The organism is Agrobacterium vitis, from assembly GCF_037039395.1.
In the GTDB taxonomy this organism is placed as follows: Bacteria; Pseudomonadota; Alphaproteobacteria; order Rhizobiales; family Rhizobiaceae; genus Allorhizobium; species Allorhizobium vitis_E.
The window spans coordinates 1,161,373-1,178,253 of sequence record NZ_CP146244.1; the positions used below are offsets into that span (position 1 = coordinate 1,161,373).

A 16,881-nucleotide genomic window follows, 5' to 3' on the forward strand; every position below is an offset into this window, starting at 1 on the left:
ATGAGGATGCCATGCTCGACGCTTTTGAACGTTACCCGCTGACCTTCGGCCCCACACCAATCGAGAAGCTGGAGCGGCTGACCGATCATCTCGGCGGCAAGGTTCAGCTTTACGCTAAGCGGGACGATTGCAATTCGGGTCTGGCCTTTGGCGGCAACAAGCTGCGCAAGCTGGAATATATCATCCCGGATGCCGTTGCCTCAGGTGCCGATACGCTGGTGTCGATTGGCGGCGTCCAGTCCAACCATACCCGCATGGTGGCAGCTGTCGCTGCCAAGATCGGCTTCAAATGCCGTCTCGTGCAGGAAGCCTGGGTGCCGCATGAGGATGCGGTTTACGACCGGGTCGGCAATATTATGCTGTCGCGCATCATGGGTGCGGATGTGCGGCTGGTCGATGACGGATTCGATATCGGCATCCGCCGCAGCTGGGAGGAGGCGATTGAAGAAGTGAAGGCGGCGGGCGGCAAGCCTTATGCTATTCCGGCTGGTGCCTCCGTGCATAAATATGGTGGGCTGGGCTATGTCGGCTTTGCCGAGGAAGTGCGGGCGCAGGAAGCGGCATTGGGATTCGCGTTCGATTATATTGTCGTCTGCACTGTGACCGGTTCAACCCATGCCGGCATGGCGGTTGGCTTTGCCAAGGATGGCCGCGCCGACCATGTTATTGGCATCGATGCCTCCTTCACCCCGGATCAAACCCGCACCCAGGTGCTGGAAATTGCCCAGCGCACAGCGGATCTGGTCAAGCTTGGCCGTGACATGCGTCAGGAAGACATTGTTCTGGTCGAGGATTATGCCTATCCGGTTTACGGCGTCCCTTCGGAAGAAACCAAGGATGCCATTCGTCTTGTGGGGCGTCTGGAAGGAATGATCACCGATCCCGTCTATGAGGGGAAATCCATGCAAGGCATGATCGATCTGGTGAAGAAGGGGTATTTCCCGGAAGGTTCTAAAGTGCTCTACGCCCATCTTGGCGGAGCGCCGGCCCTGAACGGCTATGGGTATGCGTTTCGCAACGGCTGAAACCATCAGCTAGACGACCGGCCCGAAAAGGGCCGGTCCGTAGACATTTCAGCCGCGAACGCCAGCCTTCTTGGGGGCAAAGGCGACGCGGGTTGTGGTGGTCGCAGTTGGCATCCGCTCTACCGGGCGGCGGTTGCTGTTGGCCGAGACGGTGCGCATGCCGACCGGACGAATAATGGTCTTGGCTGCCACGGGACGGGCTACGGGCGTGGGCGCCGGTGCGGGCGCAGCCTTGGCCTTCTGGGCCAGCGTGACCCAGCGCATGATCGCTTCGAAAGCATGGCGGCCTTCGCGGCGCGCGGTGACCAGGCCGTCTTCGCTGAGCAGACAGGTGGCGCCGATTTCTTTCCAGTTCGGACGGCCGCCATGCAAAGGCGGGGTGGCCTGACGAACGATCAGCCCGAGCATATAGCTGCGCAAATTCTGGTAATCGGATTTGGCAAGCGCCGGCGCAAGCCGCACTTCGCAAAAGGTTTCGATTTTCCGATGAAATACCGGAGCGGAAGGGGTCAATCTTGGCATAATACTCGCAACTCATGAATGGCCCGGCGGTGAGATGCCGGGGTGGCGCTGCTACAGCATAATCGGCCCGACCGCAAGCGATTGGGTTGAAAATTATGCAGTATATTGAATATGTTACAGCGTGACGCTGGTGTCGTCGCCGACGCATCGCGCTGTAAGACATGGATGTTAAAATAGTGTTTCATCAGCCAGAGGGAGAGACCGCGAAGCAGCGGTCAATCACCTGCGAACCGATAGGGGAGCGCCGCTTTACGACTGTCAGGGTGTCTTAGTCAACCCAGTGCTTGGCTCGCCAATCCATAAGTGATGGCACGGGGCTCTGAGTGGCCCTTGTCATCGGCGCTCGGTTCCCCTTTTGGCCCGACCGGCCAGGGTGCTCGCAGCGACATGGTGGTGACGGTATCAAACAGGGAAAGCCCGGATTCCAGCAGGAATTCGGCAAAAGCACCCGAGCCATGCCGCGTATCGAGCCGCAGGAACCGTCCCTGATGGCGTGCGACATGAGGTCGCGTCACGGCAATGGCATCTTCATCGCTGGCGGCAACCACCGGTCCGATCACATGACCCCGCCCAAAGGGTCGGGATAGCGCGAAGGCGACGATTTTACCGGCGCGCAGCAGTGCCACGCCTTCGGACAGGGGCAGAAGGGTGCCAAGCCACCGCTGACGGTTTGCACCGAAGGCAATTGCATCCAGCGCGGCGACATCCGGTAAATCCTCAGGTTTTATGTCGCGCAGCTCTGCGCCATCCGCTGGATTTGCGGTTTCCGGCGGCAACCGTGCCTCGCCCTGGCATTGAAAGACCGAGGCTTCGACGGCAAAGCCGATGCCGCGATAGAGGCGTCTTGCTGCCCGGGTGGAGTTCAGCCCCAGCCGTGCGACGGGAATGCTGCCGAGGATATGATCCATCAGCCAGCGGCCGGTTCCCTGGGTTTGCAGGCGCGGCGAGGTGATCACCATGCCGATGGTGGCGAAATTCTCGTCCATGGGAAACCACATGGCCGAGCCCAGCACCCGGTCTATCGGGTCGATGGCGGCGACGCCCTGGCCATTTGCCAGAAGAAAAGCCCAATCCTCAGTCCGGTGCGGCCAGCCGACGGCGACGGAAAGCCCATGCAGGTGCTCGATGCCGACATCATGAATGTCGGTCAACGTCAGTTCAAAGGATTCCACCTGGATCGACGTTTTCACCGTCACATTGTCTTCCTTGCATCGGGTCGGTTTGCAGCAGATGCGACCGATGCTTATCTAAAGCTGTCCAAGGCAATAGATTCCACTGAAAGCGCCGCAATTTCCAGCATGTTTTATCGAAAAACCCACCAAGAGCGACACTTAGCCTGATGAAAGCGCGTTACTTTCACCTCCAGCGCTCTTTTTTGTGACACCGGCATCGTCAATGACGCCGGATTGAATTGACCCGTTTTAGGATAATCATGGCCTTTCTTTTCAACTCAGATCCGGTGCGTGGCGCGATCTTCGCGCAGGCCTTCGAACGCGACATGCCCGAGGTGGAGTTTCATGTTGTGCCATCGCCGGTCGAGCCTGCGCGTATCCGCTACCTGATGACCTGGGCGATGCCGGAGGAGATCGAGCGCTACACCAATCTCGAGGTGCTGTTTTGCATCGGTGCCGGTGTCGACCAGTTCGATCCCGCCCGGCTGCCCGATACCGTCAAGCTGGTGCGGATGGTGGAGGATGGCATCGTGCGGATGATGCAGGAATATATCACGCTTGCCGTGCTTTCCGTTTACCGCAAGCTGCCAGCCTATATTTGCCAGCAGCAGCAAGGTGAATGGCAGCCCCAACCGGTATCCCGGTCACTTGGGCAACGGGTGACGGTGCTGGGCCTGGGTATGCTGGGGCAGGCGGCGCTGGAGCGGTTGAAGCCTTTCGGCTTTCAGCTGTCGGGCTGGAGCCGTTCGCCCCGCGAAATCGATGGCGTCACCTGCCATGCCGGAATGGAGGCTCTGCCTGATCTGCTGGAGCAGACCGATATTCTCGTCTGTCTTTTGCCCCTGACAGCCGAGACCCGGCATTTCCTTAATGCCCAACTGTTTGCCCGCCTGCCGCGCGGAGCATCGCTTGTTCACGCCGGGCGTGGTGCGCAACTGGATCAGGCAGCATTGCTGGCGGCGCTCGATAGCGGCCACCTCACCAGCGCCTTTCTCGATGTCACCGATCCCGAACCGTTGCCGTCGGACCATCCGCTGTGGCGGCAGCCGAATGTGATCATCACGCCTCATATTGCCAGCGTCACTCAGCCAGAAACGGCGGCCATGGCTGTTATCGATAATATCCGTCGTCATCGCTCCGGTGAACAGATGATTGGCCTTGTTGATCGCGAGCGCGGATATTAAAGATTTTCCAACTCCAACGGTGACTGCGGCAGGACCGCACCTATGTTTCAACGACAGGACGGACCTTTTCGTCTCACTTTATTGAGGACATCCTATGCATAATCTCAAAGACAACACCTTGCTGCGCCAGCAGGGGCTGATTGGCGGCGAATGGGTCGATGCGGCCTCCACCAAGGTGATCGATGTCATTGATCCGGCCACACAATCGGTGATGGGCACGGTGCCGGATATGGGCGCCGAGGACACAAGCGCCGCTATCAAGGCTGCCGAAAAGGCCTTCAAGCTCTGGAAGAAAAAGACTCATGCCGAGCGCGCCGGGCTGCTGGAAGCTTGGTACGGCCTGATGATCGAGCATGTCGAGGATCTGGCGCTGATTCTGACGATGGAACAGGGCAAGCCGCTGGATGAAGCGCGCGGCGAAATCCGCTACGGCGCCTCCTTCGTCAAATGGTTTGCGGAAGAGGCGCGCCGCATCGGCGGCCATACCATTCCCTCGCCAACCACCGACCGCCGCATTGTCGTGCTGAAGGAGCCGGTTGGTGTCTGCGGCATCATCACGCCCTGGAATTTCCCCAACGCGATGATCACCCGCAAAGTGGCCCCGGCCTTGGCGGCGGGCTGCACCGTGGTGATCAAGCCCTCGGATTTCACGCCCTATTCGGCGCTGGCGCTGGGCGTGCTGGCTGAGCGTGCCGGTATTCCGGCGGGTGTCGTCAACATCGTCACCGGCATGCCGACCGAGATCGGCAATGAAATCATGGCCAATGACGTCGTGCGCAAGATTTCCTTTACCGGCTCCACTCGGGTCGGATCGCTGCTGATGCGCGGTGCCGCCGATACGATCAAGAAGCTCAGCCTGGAGCTTGGTGGCAATGCGCCATTCATCGTGTTCGACGATGCCGATCTCGATCTGGCTGTGGAAGGCGCCATCGTGTCGAAATTCCGCAATGGCGGCCAGACCTGCGTCTGCGCCAACCGCATCCTGGTTCAGTCCGGCGTCTACGATGCCTTCGCAGCCAAGCTGACGGCCCGGGTCAATGCCATGAAGGTTGGCCCCGGAACCGAGCAAGGCGTTTCGATCGGACCGATGATCAACGAGGCGGCAATCGGCAAGATCCGCCAGCATGTCGAGGATGCCGTTTCCAAGGGCGCGAAAATTGCCACGGAGAGCCATGCGCTGCCGGAGGGCAAGCAGTTCACCGCCCCCATCGTTCTGACCGGCGCCACCACGGATATGCTGCTGGCCAGCGAAGAGACTTTTGGCCCGGTCGCGCCGCTGTTCAAGTTCGAAACCGAGGAAGAAGCGCTGGAGATTGCCAATGGCACGCCCTTCGGTCTGGCCGCCTATTTCTACACCGAGAGCCTGAAGCGCTCCTGGCGGGTGGCCGAGGCGCTGGAAGCGGGGATGATTGGTCTGAATACCGGAGCCATTTCCACGGAAGTGGCACCGTTTGGCGGCGTCAAGCAATCCGGCCTTGGCCGCGAAGGCGCCCAGATCGGCATCGAGGAATATCTGGAAATGAAGACCTTCCATATCGGCGGTCTGGCCTGATATTCGCTTATGGTTCCGGGGCAGGGTAACCTACCCCGGAATATGAAAGGCCCGCCGGAAATAGGCGCGGAACGCCTCCATGGCCGGGCTGAAGTCCGCATTGCGCCGCCAGGCAAGGCCGACATCCATTGATGGTACCGGATCGGTCAGCGTGACCGTCTCGATCCGTCTACCCTCCAGTGACCATGGCCGATGCACCATATCGGAGAGAATGGCGACGCCCTGGCCATTGGCGACCAGTGAGCGCACGGCTTCGACCGAGGATGTCCGCAGCGTCACCTTCGGCTGGTAGGGCGTCGGGCTCCAGTATCTCAGCGTGGTATGCGACGCTTCGTCCACCGTCAGCATGATATAGTTTTCCTCCGCCACGTCCTTCAGGCCAACCGAGGGACGGGTCAGAAGCGGATGGCGGGCCGGTAGCCAGAGGCGCCGCTGCGAATTCAGCAGTGTTTCGGTGGTCAGTTCCGGGTTGAGAATGTTTGACGTCAGCAGCACGGCGACGTCATAGCGATTGGCGAGCAGACCCTCCTCGACGCTTTCCCGGTTGAGTTCGAATAGCTGAATATCGACCCCCGGAAATTGCCGTTTCAACCTTTCGATATGCAGCGGCAGAAAATAACCGATCACCGTATAGCTGGCGGCGACGCTGAGCTTTCCCTGCACCTTGCCGGTGACGGGATTGAGCGTGGTGATGTCATCGACCTTCCGCAGAATGTCATAGGCCTGGGATAGCAGCAGACGCCCGGCCTCGGTCAGGTCCATGCCATGCGGCGTACGCTCGAACAGCGGCGCGCCGACAATGGTTTCAAGCTCCTTGATTGCGGTGGTCACCGCCGATTGAGAGATGGCGAGGTTGATGGCTGCCTGCGAGACCTGCCCGGATTCGGCGGTTGCCACGAAATAGCGGATCTGACGAAGACTGAGCGACATGTAACGAATTCCCATCTTTATTTTTAATAATGCTATCTGAAAATCAGAACGAATAATCTTCTGATTGCAGTGCTTGGCATATTCACCTGGATCTTATGGTCTAGGGGGCGAAAAACATTCAAATTTCTCTCCTGACCTCCCGATCTACAGTTATCAGTAAATCAGATAATGACTTTCTGAAAATACCATTTTTCAAATGATGATTTTCTGCCTAGCTTTTCCTGACGAAAATGATGGCACTTGAGTTTTTTGCATAAAATTAAAGCATAGAGGTTCCCTGTGGCGCTTGAATCTGTCGATATCAATTGTGATCTGGGCGAGGCCTTTGGCCGCTGGCGGATCGGCGATACCGCCGATCAGGCTTTGATGGGGCTGATCAGTTCCGCCAATATCGCCACCGGGTTTCACGCTGGCGATCCCAATCTGATGGATGAGACCGTGCGGCTGGCGGTGGAGCATGGTGTCGGTATCGGCGCTCATCCCGGTTATGACGATCTCCAGGGGTTTGGGCGCCGCAAGATCAATGGCACGCCGCGTGAATTGGTCAACGATATCGTCTATCAGGTCGGAGCGCTGAAGGAATTCATGCGCCGCCATGGGTCAAGCCTGCAACATGTGAAGCCACACGGCGCGCTCTATATGGAAATGGCTGTTAACCCCGAATTGGCGCAGCTTTTCGTGCACTATATGCGTATCGCCAACCCCAATGCCTATGTGCTGTGCATGGCGGGTTCTGCGACCGAAATCGCGGCGCGCGAGGCAGGCCAGCCGGTGGCGCGGGAATTCTACGCCGACCGTGATTATGACGAAAGCGGCTCTATCGTCTTTACCCGCGATGTCGGGCGTCCCGATCCCGCCGCCATTGCCCGCAAGGTGTTGCGCGCCTGCCTGGAAGGCAAGGTGACGGCGGTGACGGGCAAGGATATCGAAGTGCCGTTCGAGACCATCTGCTTCCATTCCGACACGCTGGGCGCTTTCGACATCGTCCGCCATATGCGCGACGCCCTGGTTGCCGAAGGCATTCGCATTTCGCCCCTTTCAGACATTCTCAAATAATCGGAGACAGCCATGAGCACCCACGAGATCAGATCGCCCCTGCCTGGCACATTCTACCGCAAGCCGTCTCCCGATGCCCCGAGCTTCAAAAATGATGGAGACGCGGTGGCTGAAGGCGATGTCATTGGCTTGATTGAGGTGATGAAGACCTTTCATGAAGTGCATGCGGATGCCGCCGGCACTGGCCTCATCTTCGTGGCGGAAGACAATGAGCCGATCATGGCCGGTCAGGTGATCGCTGAGGTGCAGGCATGAGCATCTCGTCGCTATTGGTGGCCAACAGGGGCGAGATTGCCGTTCGGATCATCCAGGCGGCCAAGGCGCTCGGCATTCGCACCGTGCAGGTTCATTCCGCCGCCGATCGCGACATGCTGGCGGTCAAACTGGCCGATCAGGCGGTGGAGATCGGCCCGCCATCCGCCGCCAAGTCCTACCTGAATATCGAGGCCGTGCTGAAAGCGGCGCTGGAAACCGGTGTCGATGCCGTGCATCCGGGCTATGGCTTCCTGTCCGAAAGTGCTGCTTTCGCCAAGGCTGTCACCGATGCCGGGCTGATTTTCATTGGTCCAAGCCATGAAGCGATCAGTCTGTTGGGCGACAAGGTTGAGGCCCGGAAGGTGGCGATGCAGGCAGGTGTGCCGACGGTGCCGGGATCGAATGGCCGGGTGGATGATCTGGACGCAGGGCGGGCGATTGTCGAGACAATCGGGTTTCCTGTGATGATCAAGGCGGCTGCCGGTGGCGGTGGCCGGGGCATTCGCATTGCTGAGACCATGGAGGATTTCGAGCGGCATTTCCCGCAGGCGTCCTCCGAAGCGCTGGCTGCGTTTGGCGATGGCGGTCTTTACATCGAGAAGGTCATTACCCGCGCCCGCCATGTCGAAGTGCAGATCCTCGGCGATGGGGAAAATGCCATTCACTGCTTCGAGCGGGAATGCTCGCTGCAACGCCGCCGCCAGAAGGTCTGGGAAGAAGGCCCATCGGTGCGTCTGCCTGCGGATGTGCGAAAAGCCCTGTGCGACAGCGCCGTGGCGCTGGCCCGCTCGGTCCACTATCGCGGCGCGGGTACGGTTGAATATCTCTATGACGAGCAGAGCGGCGAATTTTATTTCATTGAGGTCAACACCCGCATCCAGGTCGAGCATCCGGTGACGGAAATGATTACCGGCATCGATCTGGTGCAGGAAATGATCCGCATTGCCGGTGGCGCGCCTTTGTCGCTGCGCCAGGAAGATGTGGTGCTTTCTGGCCATGCTATCGAATGCCGGATCAATGCCGAGGACCCGGCGCGTGGCTTTCTGCCTGGTCCGGGCACGGTCTCAACCCTGCACATTCCCGAGGGCGAGGGTATCCGCTTCGATACCATGCTCTATGAAGGCTATCAGGTGCCGCCGTTCTACGATTCCCTGCTCGGCAAGCTGATCGTCTGGGCGGAAAGCCGTGAGGCCTGCCTGGAAAAGCTTGGCTCGACGTTGGAGCACTTCGAGATTGGCGGCCTTGCCACCACCATCCCGCTGCACAAAAAGCTGGTGGCTGATCCCTCCGTGCGAAGCGCCGATGTCCATACCCGGTTTTTGGAGCCGTGGCTGGAAACGGCCTTTCCGGCTCCCTCCAAGGCACCCGCTTCAAAGGAGACTGTCTGATGGCAATGCGATATACATTCGGCGGTGATGAGCATCTGTTCGTGGAATGCAGCGAGGCGATGTCGCTGGAAGCATTCTTCACCTCGCTGTCGATGACCAACGGCATTTCTCAAGCCCGGATCAAGGGCGTTACCGAGATCTGCCCGGCCAATGCCTCCTTCCAGGTCAAGTTCGATCCTGACATCATTCACCCCGATGATATTTTGAAGGAAGTCCAGGCCATCGAAGTGGCGGCGGCGAAAAGCGATCCGGTGATCGCCACGCGGATCGTCGAAATCCCGGTCTTCTACAACGATCCATGGACCCATGAGACTCTGATGCGGTTTCGCGAACGCCATCAGGAGCCTGAGGGCACCGATCTCGATTATGCCGCGAAGATCAACAATTACTCTGGGGTCGAAGACTTCATCGCCGCCCATGCCGGTTCACCCTGGTTTGTCTCCATGGTCGGCTTCGTGTCCGGCCTGCCTTTCATGTACCAGATGGTCGAGCAGCAGCGGCAGATCGAGGTGCCGAAATATCTGCGGCCCCGCACCGATACGCCGAGGCTGACGGTCGGCCACGGTGGCTGTTTCGGCTGTATCTATTCGGTGCGCGGTGCCGGCGGCTACCAGATGTTCGGCATTACCCCGATGCCGATCTACGATCCGACGCAAACCACCTCTTACCTGCGCGACTTCATGGTGTTCTTCAAGCCGGGCGATATCGTCAAGTTCAAGCCGGTGGATAGAGACGGTTACGATCAGGCGGTGGAAGAGGTGGACAAGGGCATATTCGTACCGCCGATCCGCGAGGTGCGCTTTGATCTCTCGGAATTCCAGAAAGACATCGGCGGCTACAACGCCAGGCTGGAGGGCCTTCTCCATGGTCATTAAGGTTTTGCATCAAGGGCTTGCAACCACGGTTCAGGATCTGGGCCGTCCCGGTTATTTTCACCTCGGCATTCCCCTCGGCGGTGCCATGGATCGGCTGGCGCTGAAGGCCGCCAACCTGCTCGTCGGCAATGATGAAGGGGCGGCGGGGCTGGAAGCGGTGTTCATCGGACCGAAACTGGAATTTGCCGTCGACACCATGGTCGCCGTTACCGGAGCGGAAATGCCGATCCGGCTTGATGGCGAAGAACAGCCCGGCTGGACCGCCTTCAAGGTGCGTGCCGGTCAGGTGCTGAGTTTCGATTTCCTGAAAGCGGGGGCGCGGATCTATATCGCAGTTGCCGGTGGTATCGATGTGCCGCTGGCGCTCGGCTCACGCTCCACCTATGCCATCGGCGCGCTTGGTGGTTTCAAGGGTCGCGCAATTGCTGCTGGAGATGAATTGCCGGTCGGGCAGGCGAAGCCTGTGCCCGAAGGCCGGACCATTCCGCAGGCGCTGCGCCGCCGTCCGGGCGCGCCTGCCGAACTGCGCGTGCTGCCCGGTCTTTACTGGGATCGGTTGACGGAAGAGGCGAAGGGCAATTTTTTCGCGGACGAGTGGAAGGTAGCGCCTGAAGCTGACCGGATGGGCTACCGGTTTCGCGGCGGGCGCAAGCTTGATTTTATGCCCCGCACCCCGCCGTTCGGCGCCGGTTCCGATCCGTCCAACATTGTCGATAGCTGCTATCCCTACGGCTCGATCCAGGTGCCGGGTGGTACAGAGCCGATTGTCTTACACCGCGACGCCGTTTCCGGCGGCGGCTATTTCATGGTCGGCACGGTGATCTCAGCCGATATGGACCTGATCGGCCAATTGCAACCGCATACGCCGACCCGTTTCGTCAAAGTGGATATGGAGCAGGCATTGGCGGCACGGCGTGAGCGGCAGGCGATGATCCGCGACATCAGCGCCCATCTTGCCAAGGTTTAGGAGCGCAGGTCATGGCTGGGTCTGCACAACACTCATTCCTGAACACGGGTCAGATAGGCTGCGGTGGCGCCGGGGTCGGGAATGATCGCGACGATTTTCATCTGGGCGATGGTCCGGTTCAGGGCTGCGTCCAAATGGGTGCCATGCATGGCCGCCGCTGCCGTGGTCGCCCCACGGGCCAGCAACTCGACGATCAGCCGGAATTCGGTAATCGTCGTCAGGTCGCCGGGAAGACCAAGGCGGGCCAGCAGGCTGGTTGCCGCCGTCACCGGCAGAAGATTGTTGCGGATCAATTCCCGCAGCTTCTCATTGGGCGTGGCCAGAATGCAGACCTCGATGAAGCATTGCTGCATCTCCATCACATCTTTCAGCCCGTCTCCGGCATGATCCCTCTCCAGTTGCCGAAGCCGGTCCAGCAGGCAAAGCAGCGCCTCGCTATCGATGTTGGGCGCAGCCGTCGTCAATGCCTGTGGCTCCAGCATGGCGCGCAGCCCGAAATGGTCCTTGATGGTCTGGGCGGTCAACGGACCGGCGATCCAGTGGGAGCTTTGGTTCTTGCGCACCAGTCCCCGTTCGCTCAACCGCGCCAGCACATCGCGCACCACCGTGCGGCTGACATTGAAATGGCTGGCGAGTTCGGTCTCGATAATCCGGTAGCGGCCAAACACCACGCATCCGGCCACATCGCGCTCGACGGTGTCGTAGATCCGCTCCCAGGAGGACCGGTTCTGCAAGGCGTCGTCGGCATGTTTGGCGACGGTCAGGCCAATGCTGCGGATATCGGTCCTCAACGGCTCGATGCCAAACCCTGTCGGTCCGACGAGATAGCCGCGCCCGTGAAACCGATGCACCAGCCCGTCCGCCTCCAGCGCCTGCAAAGCCCGTTGTACCGGCGCACGGGACGTTTGCAGGATCTCGGCAATATGGCCTTCCAGCAGCACAAGCCCTTGAGGCAACAGGCCTTCGGCGATGTTGGAACGCAGCACCGCCTCGGCAATTTCATAGCGGCGTTGGCCGGTTTGTGTCGTCATGGCGCAGACTGTTCCCGTTGGTCTGTCTTCTCTGTAAGGCGAAAACCGCTTTCGAGACTAGAGGCATAAAAAGCAATATCCGCATGCAGCATCTAATTTTTGGATATCGTGTGCAATAGTCATTTTTAGATCGTATTCGGATTAGCTCAAAGCGTGGGCATTCCGAGGGCGATTGCAGGCATTCAATCTAAAAATCCTCGGGGAAATCGGCAGAAATTGCCGATTTTGATTGGTCCCTTTGTGCTTGCCTGTAGGAATGCGCAATGTATGGCGTTGGCGGGAACTTGATGGGTTACCCTAAAAATCAACTGAATTTAAAAATCATAAAAAAGTATATTGAATACAAAAATCATCCGTGCAATGCTTCGACTGTATCGTGCCAACAGAAGCGCGGACAAGCGGAACGAATAGAAAAATGCCCGATTGCCGATTCCTGTGATGCGCCTTTGCTAAAAGGTGCAAGCGCTCTTCCTGTGTTTTCGGGGAGGGTGTTCGGGTCCGGCTGGGGCGCAACTGGCGAGAACCGACGTGACATCCGTGCTCGAGCTACACAATCTGGTCAAGACCTATGGGGACACGCGCGCCCTTGATGGCTTGAGCCTTTCGCTGCCCGACGATCATTACATTTCACTGCTCGGCCCGAGCGGATCGGGAAAGACAACCCTGCTCAGGGTGATCGCCGGGTTTGAGCGTTGCGAAGGTGGTTCTATCCGCTTTGCCGGACAGTCCATGCAGGACGTGGCACCGCATCGCCGTGGCATCGGCTTCGTCTTTCAGAATTTCGCGCTGTTTCCACATCTGAGCGTGCGGGAAAACATCGCCTTCGGCCTTGCCAATCGTGAGGTCGCGCCGGTGACCAATGCTGGCGAAGTGGCTGACAGGGTGCGTGACATCATCGCGCTGGTCGGCCTGCAAGGCTTGGAAACCCGCGCCGTTACCCAGATTTCCGGTGGCCAGAAACAGCGTGTCGCGCTGGCCCGCACCCTGGTCACCGAGCCGAAAATGGTGCTGCTGGACGAGCCACTCGGCGCGCTGGACGCCAATCTGCGCGCTCGCATGCGCAATGAGTTGCGCGACATCCGCGAGCGCTGCGGTGTCACCTTCCTGCATGTTACCGGCAGCGAGAGCGAGGCGCTGGCCATGGGCGACATGGTTCTGGTGCTGGACCGCGGGCGGATTGCCCAGACCGGCAGCTCGGACACGATCTATAACCGTCCGGTTTCCGCCGATGTGGCGCGTTTTCTGAATTGCTACAATCTGTTTTCCGGTTCTGTTGACGGCAACAGTTTCGTTGCCCCGGCAGGCCGCCTGCCGCTCGGCGGCTTCAGACAATCGGCTTCTAGCCCCGCCTATGCCATTCGCCATGACCGCATCTCCATCCGTCCTGTTATCGCCGAGCGCGGCATTGATGAGGTGGCAATCGAAGCGAGCTTTCTGGCCGAGGAATATACCGGTTCGGCGGTCTATTCGTTCTTCTCGGCGGATGATGGCTCGGTCTTCGAAGTGGAAACCCATTTGAGCAAGGACGCCCGCCCGATCCTCGAACCGCAGACCCGCTACGCGCTGGTCTGGAACAAGGAGCACGCCCTTGTCTACGCATAATCAAGCCCTTGGTGACACCATCACCGCCATCGCGGAACCTGCCGCCAAGCCGTCGCGCATCTCCTTCTGGCTGGTCCTGCCGGGCGTTGTCTGGATGCTGTTGTTCCTGGTGCTGCCGATGTTGATGATGGTCTATGTGTCCTTCTGGACGCAGACCACCTTCACCATCAAGCCGGTGTTGACGCTGCAAAGCTGGATCACCTTTTTTTCCAGCGATACTTATCTGGGTGCGCTCTGGACCACGGTCAGGATTTGGCTTCTGGTATTGGTTGCGACCTTGGCTGTTGGCTATCCGGCGGCGCTGTTTGTCGGGCTGTTCGTCAAAAACAAGACGCTGCAAACCGTGCTTCTGGTGCTCTGCGTCATTCCGTTCTGGACCTCTTTCCTGATCCGCGTCCTCGCCTGGCGGCCAATGCTTGGCAAGGAAGGGGCGATCAACATGATCCTGATGAAGCTTGGTATTGTCAGCCATCCCATCGAAGTCCTGCTGTTTTCCGAACTGTCTGTGATCATCGGCATGACGCAGATCTATTGTGTGTTCATGGTCGGCCCCATCGCCTTCATGCTGGGGCGGATCGAGCCGGCAATCATTGAGGCGGCACAGGATCTCGGGGCCGGTTTCTGGCGGATTTTCCGCACCATCATTCTGCCGATGTCGATGCCGGGCGTGGTGGTGGGGGCGATCTTTGTCTCGGTCATGGTGCTCGGCGAATTTGCCACCTCGGCGGCACTGTCGGGCCGCAAGGTCAATCTGCTCGGCAATATCATTGTTACCCAAGTCGGGTCGCTGAAATGGGCCTTTGCGGCGGTGGCGGGCGTTATCCTCACCCTGCTGATGGGGCTGGTTGTCGCGGCGCTGCTGCGGGTCGTCGATCTCAGGAAGGAGTTGTAGGATGAATTCCGGAGCGGTCAAACTGGGGCTTGGCGTCTATACCACGCTGTTTCTGGTGTTTCTCTACGGGCCTTTGGTGGTTCTCGCCATCCTGTCCTTTCAGACGGGACCGGAAGGTGGCCCGCAATTTCCGATCATCGAATGGTCGGTCTATTGGTACAAGCACCTGTTCGGCCTGACTCCGCCCTCGCGCATTGCGCCACTGCCGATCAACGACGCCCTGGTGCGGTCCATGGGGCTGGCGGTGATGACAATGATCGTCTCCACCGTGCTGGGGGTGATTTCGGCCCAGGCTTTCCGCAGCCGGTTCAAAGGCTCCGGCCTGGTCTTCTACCTGATCGTGCTGGGCATGATGGTGCCGGGCGTGCTGGTCGGGCTTGGCATGGCGCTGGTTGCCAACACATTGGGCATCGACCGCCACTGGTGGGGCACGGCCTTTGTGCTGCATGTCGTCTATACCTTCCCCTTCGCCTTTCTGGTGATGCTGGCGATTTTCAATCGCTTCGACCCAAGCGTCGAGGAGGCGGCCTGGTCGCTTGGCGTCAGCCCGATGCGGACCTTTCGCAAGATCACCTTTCCGCTGATCTTTCCGGGCGTGCTGTCGGCCATGCTGTTTGCGTTCACGCTGTCCTATGACGAGTTTTCCCGCACGCTGTTTGCCTCTGGCCGCGATCTCACCCTGCCGCTGGCGATCTACGGGACGTTTTCGGTGGAAGTACACCCGAATGTCTTTGCCTTCGGCGTGCTGACCACGCTGTTTTCCTTCGCGCTGCTTGGCACTTACGCTGTGCTGATGGGGCTTTCGGTGCGCCGCGCCCGGCGCATGGCTGTTCAGGAGGATGCATGATGGAAAAGTCCAAGTCCCCGTCCGCCATTGTCACCGGAGCTGGTTCCGGCATTGGTCGCGCCATCGCGCTTCGGCTGGCTAAAGACGGGTATGGCGTGCTGGTCAACGATCTTGCCATCGACCGGGCCAAAGCCGTGGCCGATGAGATCATCGCCGCAGGCGGCAAAGCCTCGGCCTATGCTGGCGATGTCTCGGATGAGGTGCAAGCGGCGGCCATTTGCGCTGCCGCCGTTGTCGCCCATGGGCCGGTCGCACTGCTGGTTAACAATGCCGGGATTGCCCATCAATCGCTGTTTGAACACCTAGAGGTCGCTGATTTCGACCGGATGTTTGCGGTGCATGTGCGCGGCAATTTCCTGATGACCCGCACTGTGTTGCCGCCGATGGTGGAGCGGGGAGACGGTGTTATCGTCAATATTGCCTCACAGCTCGGCCAGATCGGTGGCGTCGAACTGGTGCATTATTCCGGCGCCAAGGCGGCGATCATCGGCATGACCAAGGCACTTGCCCGCGAAGTTTCAGCCCGTGGCGTGCGTGTCAATGCGGTCGCTCCCGGCCCAATCAATACGCCGCTGGTCATGGGTCTGTCGGAAGACTGGCGAGCCGCCAAAAAGGCGCAGCTGCCGCTTGGCCGGTTTGGCGAGCCAGAGGAAGTGGCCGCTGCCGTCTCCTTCCTTGCCTCCCCGGATGCTGCCCTGTTCGTCGGTCAGACTCTGGGGCCGAATTCCGGCGATGTGATGCTTTGAACCTTGAAGGAAGAGAGCCATGAGCAAGCAGAACCAGCGGATCGTCATCATCACCGGAGCCGGCATCGGCATTGGCGCCGCCGCCGCCAAAGCCTTCGGCGCGCTTGGTGACCATGTCGTTGTTACCGATATCATGGACGCCGAAGGCGAGGCGGTGGCGCAGGCTATTCGCGCTGGCGGTGGCTCGGCGGAATTTCATCATTATGACGTGCGCTCGACACCGGCAGCCGATGCGCTGGTCGCCGATATCGAGGCGCGGCTTGGCCGGATCGATGTGGTGGTCGCCAATGCCGGCATTGCGCATCGCGTGCCGCTTAAAGAGTTGACCGATGAAAAATGGGACCTGACTTTTGATATCGACCTCAAGGGTATCTTCCGCCTCGTGCGGGCGGCCACTCCCGGCATGCGCGCCCGCAAAAGCGGGGCGATTGTCGCGTTGTCATCGATCATGGGCATTGCCTATGGCTGGGATGAGCATGTCCATTATTCCGCTGCCAAATCTGGGGTGGTCGGGCTGGTGCGCGGTCTGGCCGTCGAGCTTGCCCGTGAGGGGGTGCGGGTCAATGGCATTGCGCCGGGCTATATCCGCACCGCGCAATTGCTGTCGGAGGAAAACTCGCTCGGGCCGGTAGGGGCCGAAAAAGCTGCCGAAATCATCCCGATGGGACGGCTCGGAACACCCGAGGATATTGCCGATGTCATCACCTTCCTCGCCTCCAATGCCGCCCGCTACATGACCGGTCAGGTGCTGGTCGTCGATGGTGGCCTGCTGGTTGGGCGTTACTAAAAGCAACTATCAACAACAACAAAAACCGGCAAAGCCGGATCGGGAACTCA

The 16,881-nt window shown here is 59.5% G+C and carries 17 protein-coding genes; 13 read left to right on the top strand and 4 right to left on the bottom strand.

Translation table 11 applies throughout. From position 1 onward, the window contains the following. Positions 1 to 11 precede the first annotated feature (11 nt). Positions 12 to 1,025, top strand: coding sequence for a 1-aminocyclopropane-1-carboxylate deaminase (locus V6582_RS26350; RefSeq protein WP_156632820.1), 1,014 nt, complete (start codon positions 12 to 14; stop codon positions 1,023 to 1,025). Positions 1,026 to 1,073: 48 nt separating this feature from the next. On the opposite strand, the gene V6582_RS26355 is transcribed toward V6582_RS26350, so the two are convergent. Together V6582_RS26355 and V6582_RS26360 are read right to left on the bottom strand one after the other, a co-directional pair. Further along, the gene (locus tag V6582_RS26355; RefSeq protein WP_156632821.1) at positions 1,074 to 1,547 is read right to left on the bottom strand and encodes a hypothetical protein; all 474 of its coding nucleotides are present in this window, start codon (positions 1,545 to 1,547) and stop codon (positions 1,074 to 1,076) included. A gap of 272 nt (positions 1,548 to 1,819) precedes the next feature. Beyond that, positions 1,820 to 2,743, bottom strand: coding sequence for a GNAT family N-acetyltransferase (locus V6582_RS26360; protein ID WP_337739319.1), 924 nt, complete (start codon positions 2,741 to 2,743; stop codon positions 1,820 to 1,822). Between the two features lie 236 nt (positions 2,744 to 2,979). Here V6582_RS26360 and V6582_RS26365 point away from each other — a divergent pair, with 236 nt between their 5' ends. Together V6582_RS26365 and V6582_RS26370 are read left to right on the top strand one after the other, a co-directional pair. Further along, on the top strand, positions 2,980 to 3,903 hold the full coding sequence (locus V6582_RS26365) for a 2-hydroxyacid dehydrogenase (protein WP_156632822.1): 924 nt from the start codon (positions 2,980 to 2,982) through the stop codon (positions 3,901 to 3,903). 94 nt (positions 3,904 to 3,997) lie between these two features. Beyond that, a complete protein-coding gene (locus V6582_RS26370) occupies positions 3,998 to 5,455 on the top strand; it encodes an NAD-dependent succinate-semialdehyde dehydrogenase (protein ID WP_156632823.1) in 1,458 nt (485 codons plus the stop codon). A 30-nt stretch (positions 5,456 to 5,485) separates the two neighbouring features. On the opposite strand, the gene V6582_RS26375 is transcribed toward V6582_RS26370, so the two are convergent. Beyond that, on the bottom strand, positions 5,486 to 6,385 hold the full coding sequence (locus V6582_RS26375; RefSeq protein ID WP_156632824.1) for a LysR family transcriptional regulator: 900 nt from the start codon (positions 6,383 to 6,385) through the stop codon (positions 5,486 to 5,488). Positions 6,386 to 6,664: 279 nt separating this feature from the next. Between V6582_RS26375 and V6582_RS26380 the strand changes: the two genes are divergently transcribed. From V6582_RS26380 to V6582_RS26400, 5 genes are read left to right on the top strand one after another with little or no spacing between them, the layout of a single operon-like run. Continuing rightward, positions 6,665 to 7,441 (top strand): 5-oxoprolinase subunit PxpA, encoded by a 777-nt coding sequence (locus V6582_RS26380; RefSeq protein WP_337739320.1) that lies wholly within the window; start codon positions 6,665 to 6,667, stop codon positions 7,439 to 7,441. 12 nt (positions 7,442 to 7,453) lie between these two features. Then, complete coding sequence (locus tag V6582_RS26385) at positions 7,454 to 7,696, top strand: acetyl-CoA carboxylase (protein WP_156632825.1); 243 nt, start codon at positions 7,454 to 7,456, stop codon at positions 7,694 to 7,696. Continuing rightward, positions 7,693 to 9,084, top strand: coding sequence for an acetyl-CoA carboxylase biotin carboxylase subunit (locus V6582_RS26390; RefSeq protein WP_156632826.1), 1,392 nt, complete (start codon positions 7,693 to 7,695; stop codon positions 9,082 to 9,084). The genes V6582_RS26385 and V6582_RS26390 overlap by 4 nt, the downstream gene beginning before the upstream one ends. Next, positions 9,084 to 9,959: a 5-oxoprolinase subunit B family protein gene (locus V6582_RS26395; protein WP_156632827.1), complete on the top strand. Its 876-nt coding sequence runs from the start codon at positions 9,084 to 9,086 to the stop codon at positions 9,957 to 9,959. The genes V6582_RS26390 and V6582_RS26395 overlap by 1 nt, the downstream gene beginning before the upstream one ends. Beyond that, complete coding sequence (locus tag V6582_RS26400) at positions 9,949 to 10,926, top strand: biotin-dependent carboxyltransferase family protein (protein WP_156632828.1); 978 nt, start codon at positions 9,949 to 9,951, stop codon at positions 10,924 to 10,926. The genes V6582_RS26395 and V6582_RS26400 overlap by 11 nt, the downstream gene beginning before the upstream one ends. A gap of 32 nt (positions 10,927 to 10,958) precedes the next feature. On the opposite strand, the gene V6582_RS26405 is transcribed toward V6582_RS26400, so the two are convergent. Next, complete coding sequence (locus V6582_RS26405) at positions 10,959 to 11,957, bottom strand: GntR family transcriptional regulator (protein WP_156632829.1); 999 nt, start codon at positions 11,955 to 11,957, stop codon at positions 10,959 to 10,961. Positions 11,958 to 12,485: 528 nt separating this feature from the next. Between V6582_RS26405 and V6582_RS26410 the strand changes: the two genes are divergently transcribed. The 5 genes from V6582_RS26410 to V6582_RS26430 are packed head-to-tail and all read left to right on the top strand — an operon-like array spanning position 12,486 to position 16,831. Then, positions 12,486 to 13,559, top strand: coding sequence for an ABC transporter ATP-binding protein (locus tag V6582_RS26410; RefSeq protein WP_337739321.1), 1,074 nt, complete (start codon positions 12,486 to 12,488; stop codon positions 13,557 to 13,559). A 19-nt stretch (positions 13,560 to 13,578) separates the two neighbouring features. Beyond that, positions 13,579 to 14,451, top strand: a complete 873-nt coding sequence (locus V6582_RS26415; protein ID WP_420360205.1) for an ABC transporter permease — start codon at positions 13,579 to 13,581, stop codon at positions 14,449 to 14,451. 1 nt (position 14,452) lies between these two features. Further along, positions 14,453 to 15,298 carry an ABC transporter permease gene (locus tag V6582_RS26420; protein WP_156632831.1) on the top strand — a complete coding sequence of 282 codons (846 nt, stop codon included), beginning with the start codon at positions 14,453 to 14,455 and terminating at the stop codon, positions 15,296 to 15,298. After that, positions 15,295 to 16,044, top strand: a complete 750-nt coding sequence (locus tag V6582_RS26425) for an SDR family NAD(P)-dependent oxidoreductase (protein ID WP_156632832.1) — start codon at positions 15,295 to 15,297, stop codon at positions 16,042 to 16,044. Before V6582_RS26420 ends, V6582_RS26425 begins: the two co-directional genes overlap by 4 nt. A gap of 19 nt (positions 16,045 to 16,063) precedes the next feature. Further along, entirely contained in the window at positions 16,064 to 16,831 is a 768-nt protein-coding gene (locus V6582_RS26430) for an SDR family NAD(P)-dependent oxidoreductase (protein ID WP_156632833.1), read from the top strand. The last annotated feature ends 50 nt before the right edge of the window (positions 16,832 to 16,881 follow it).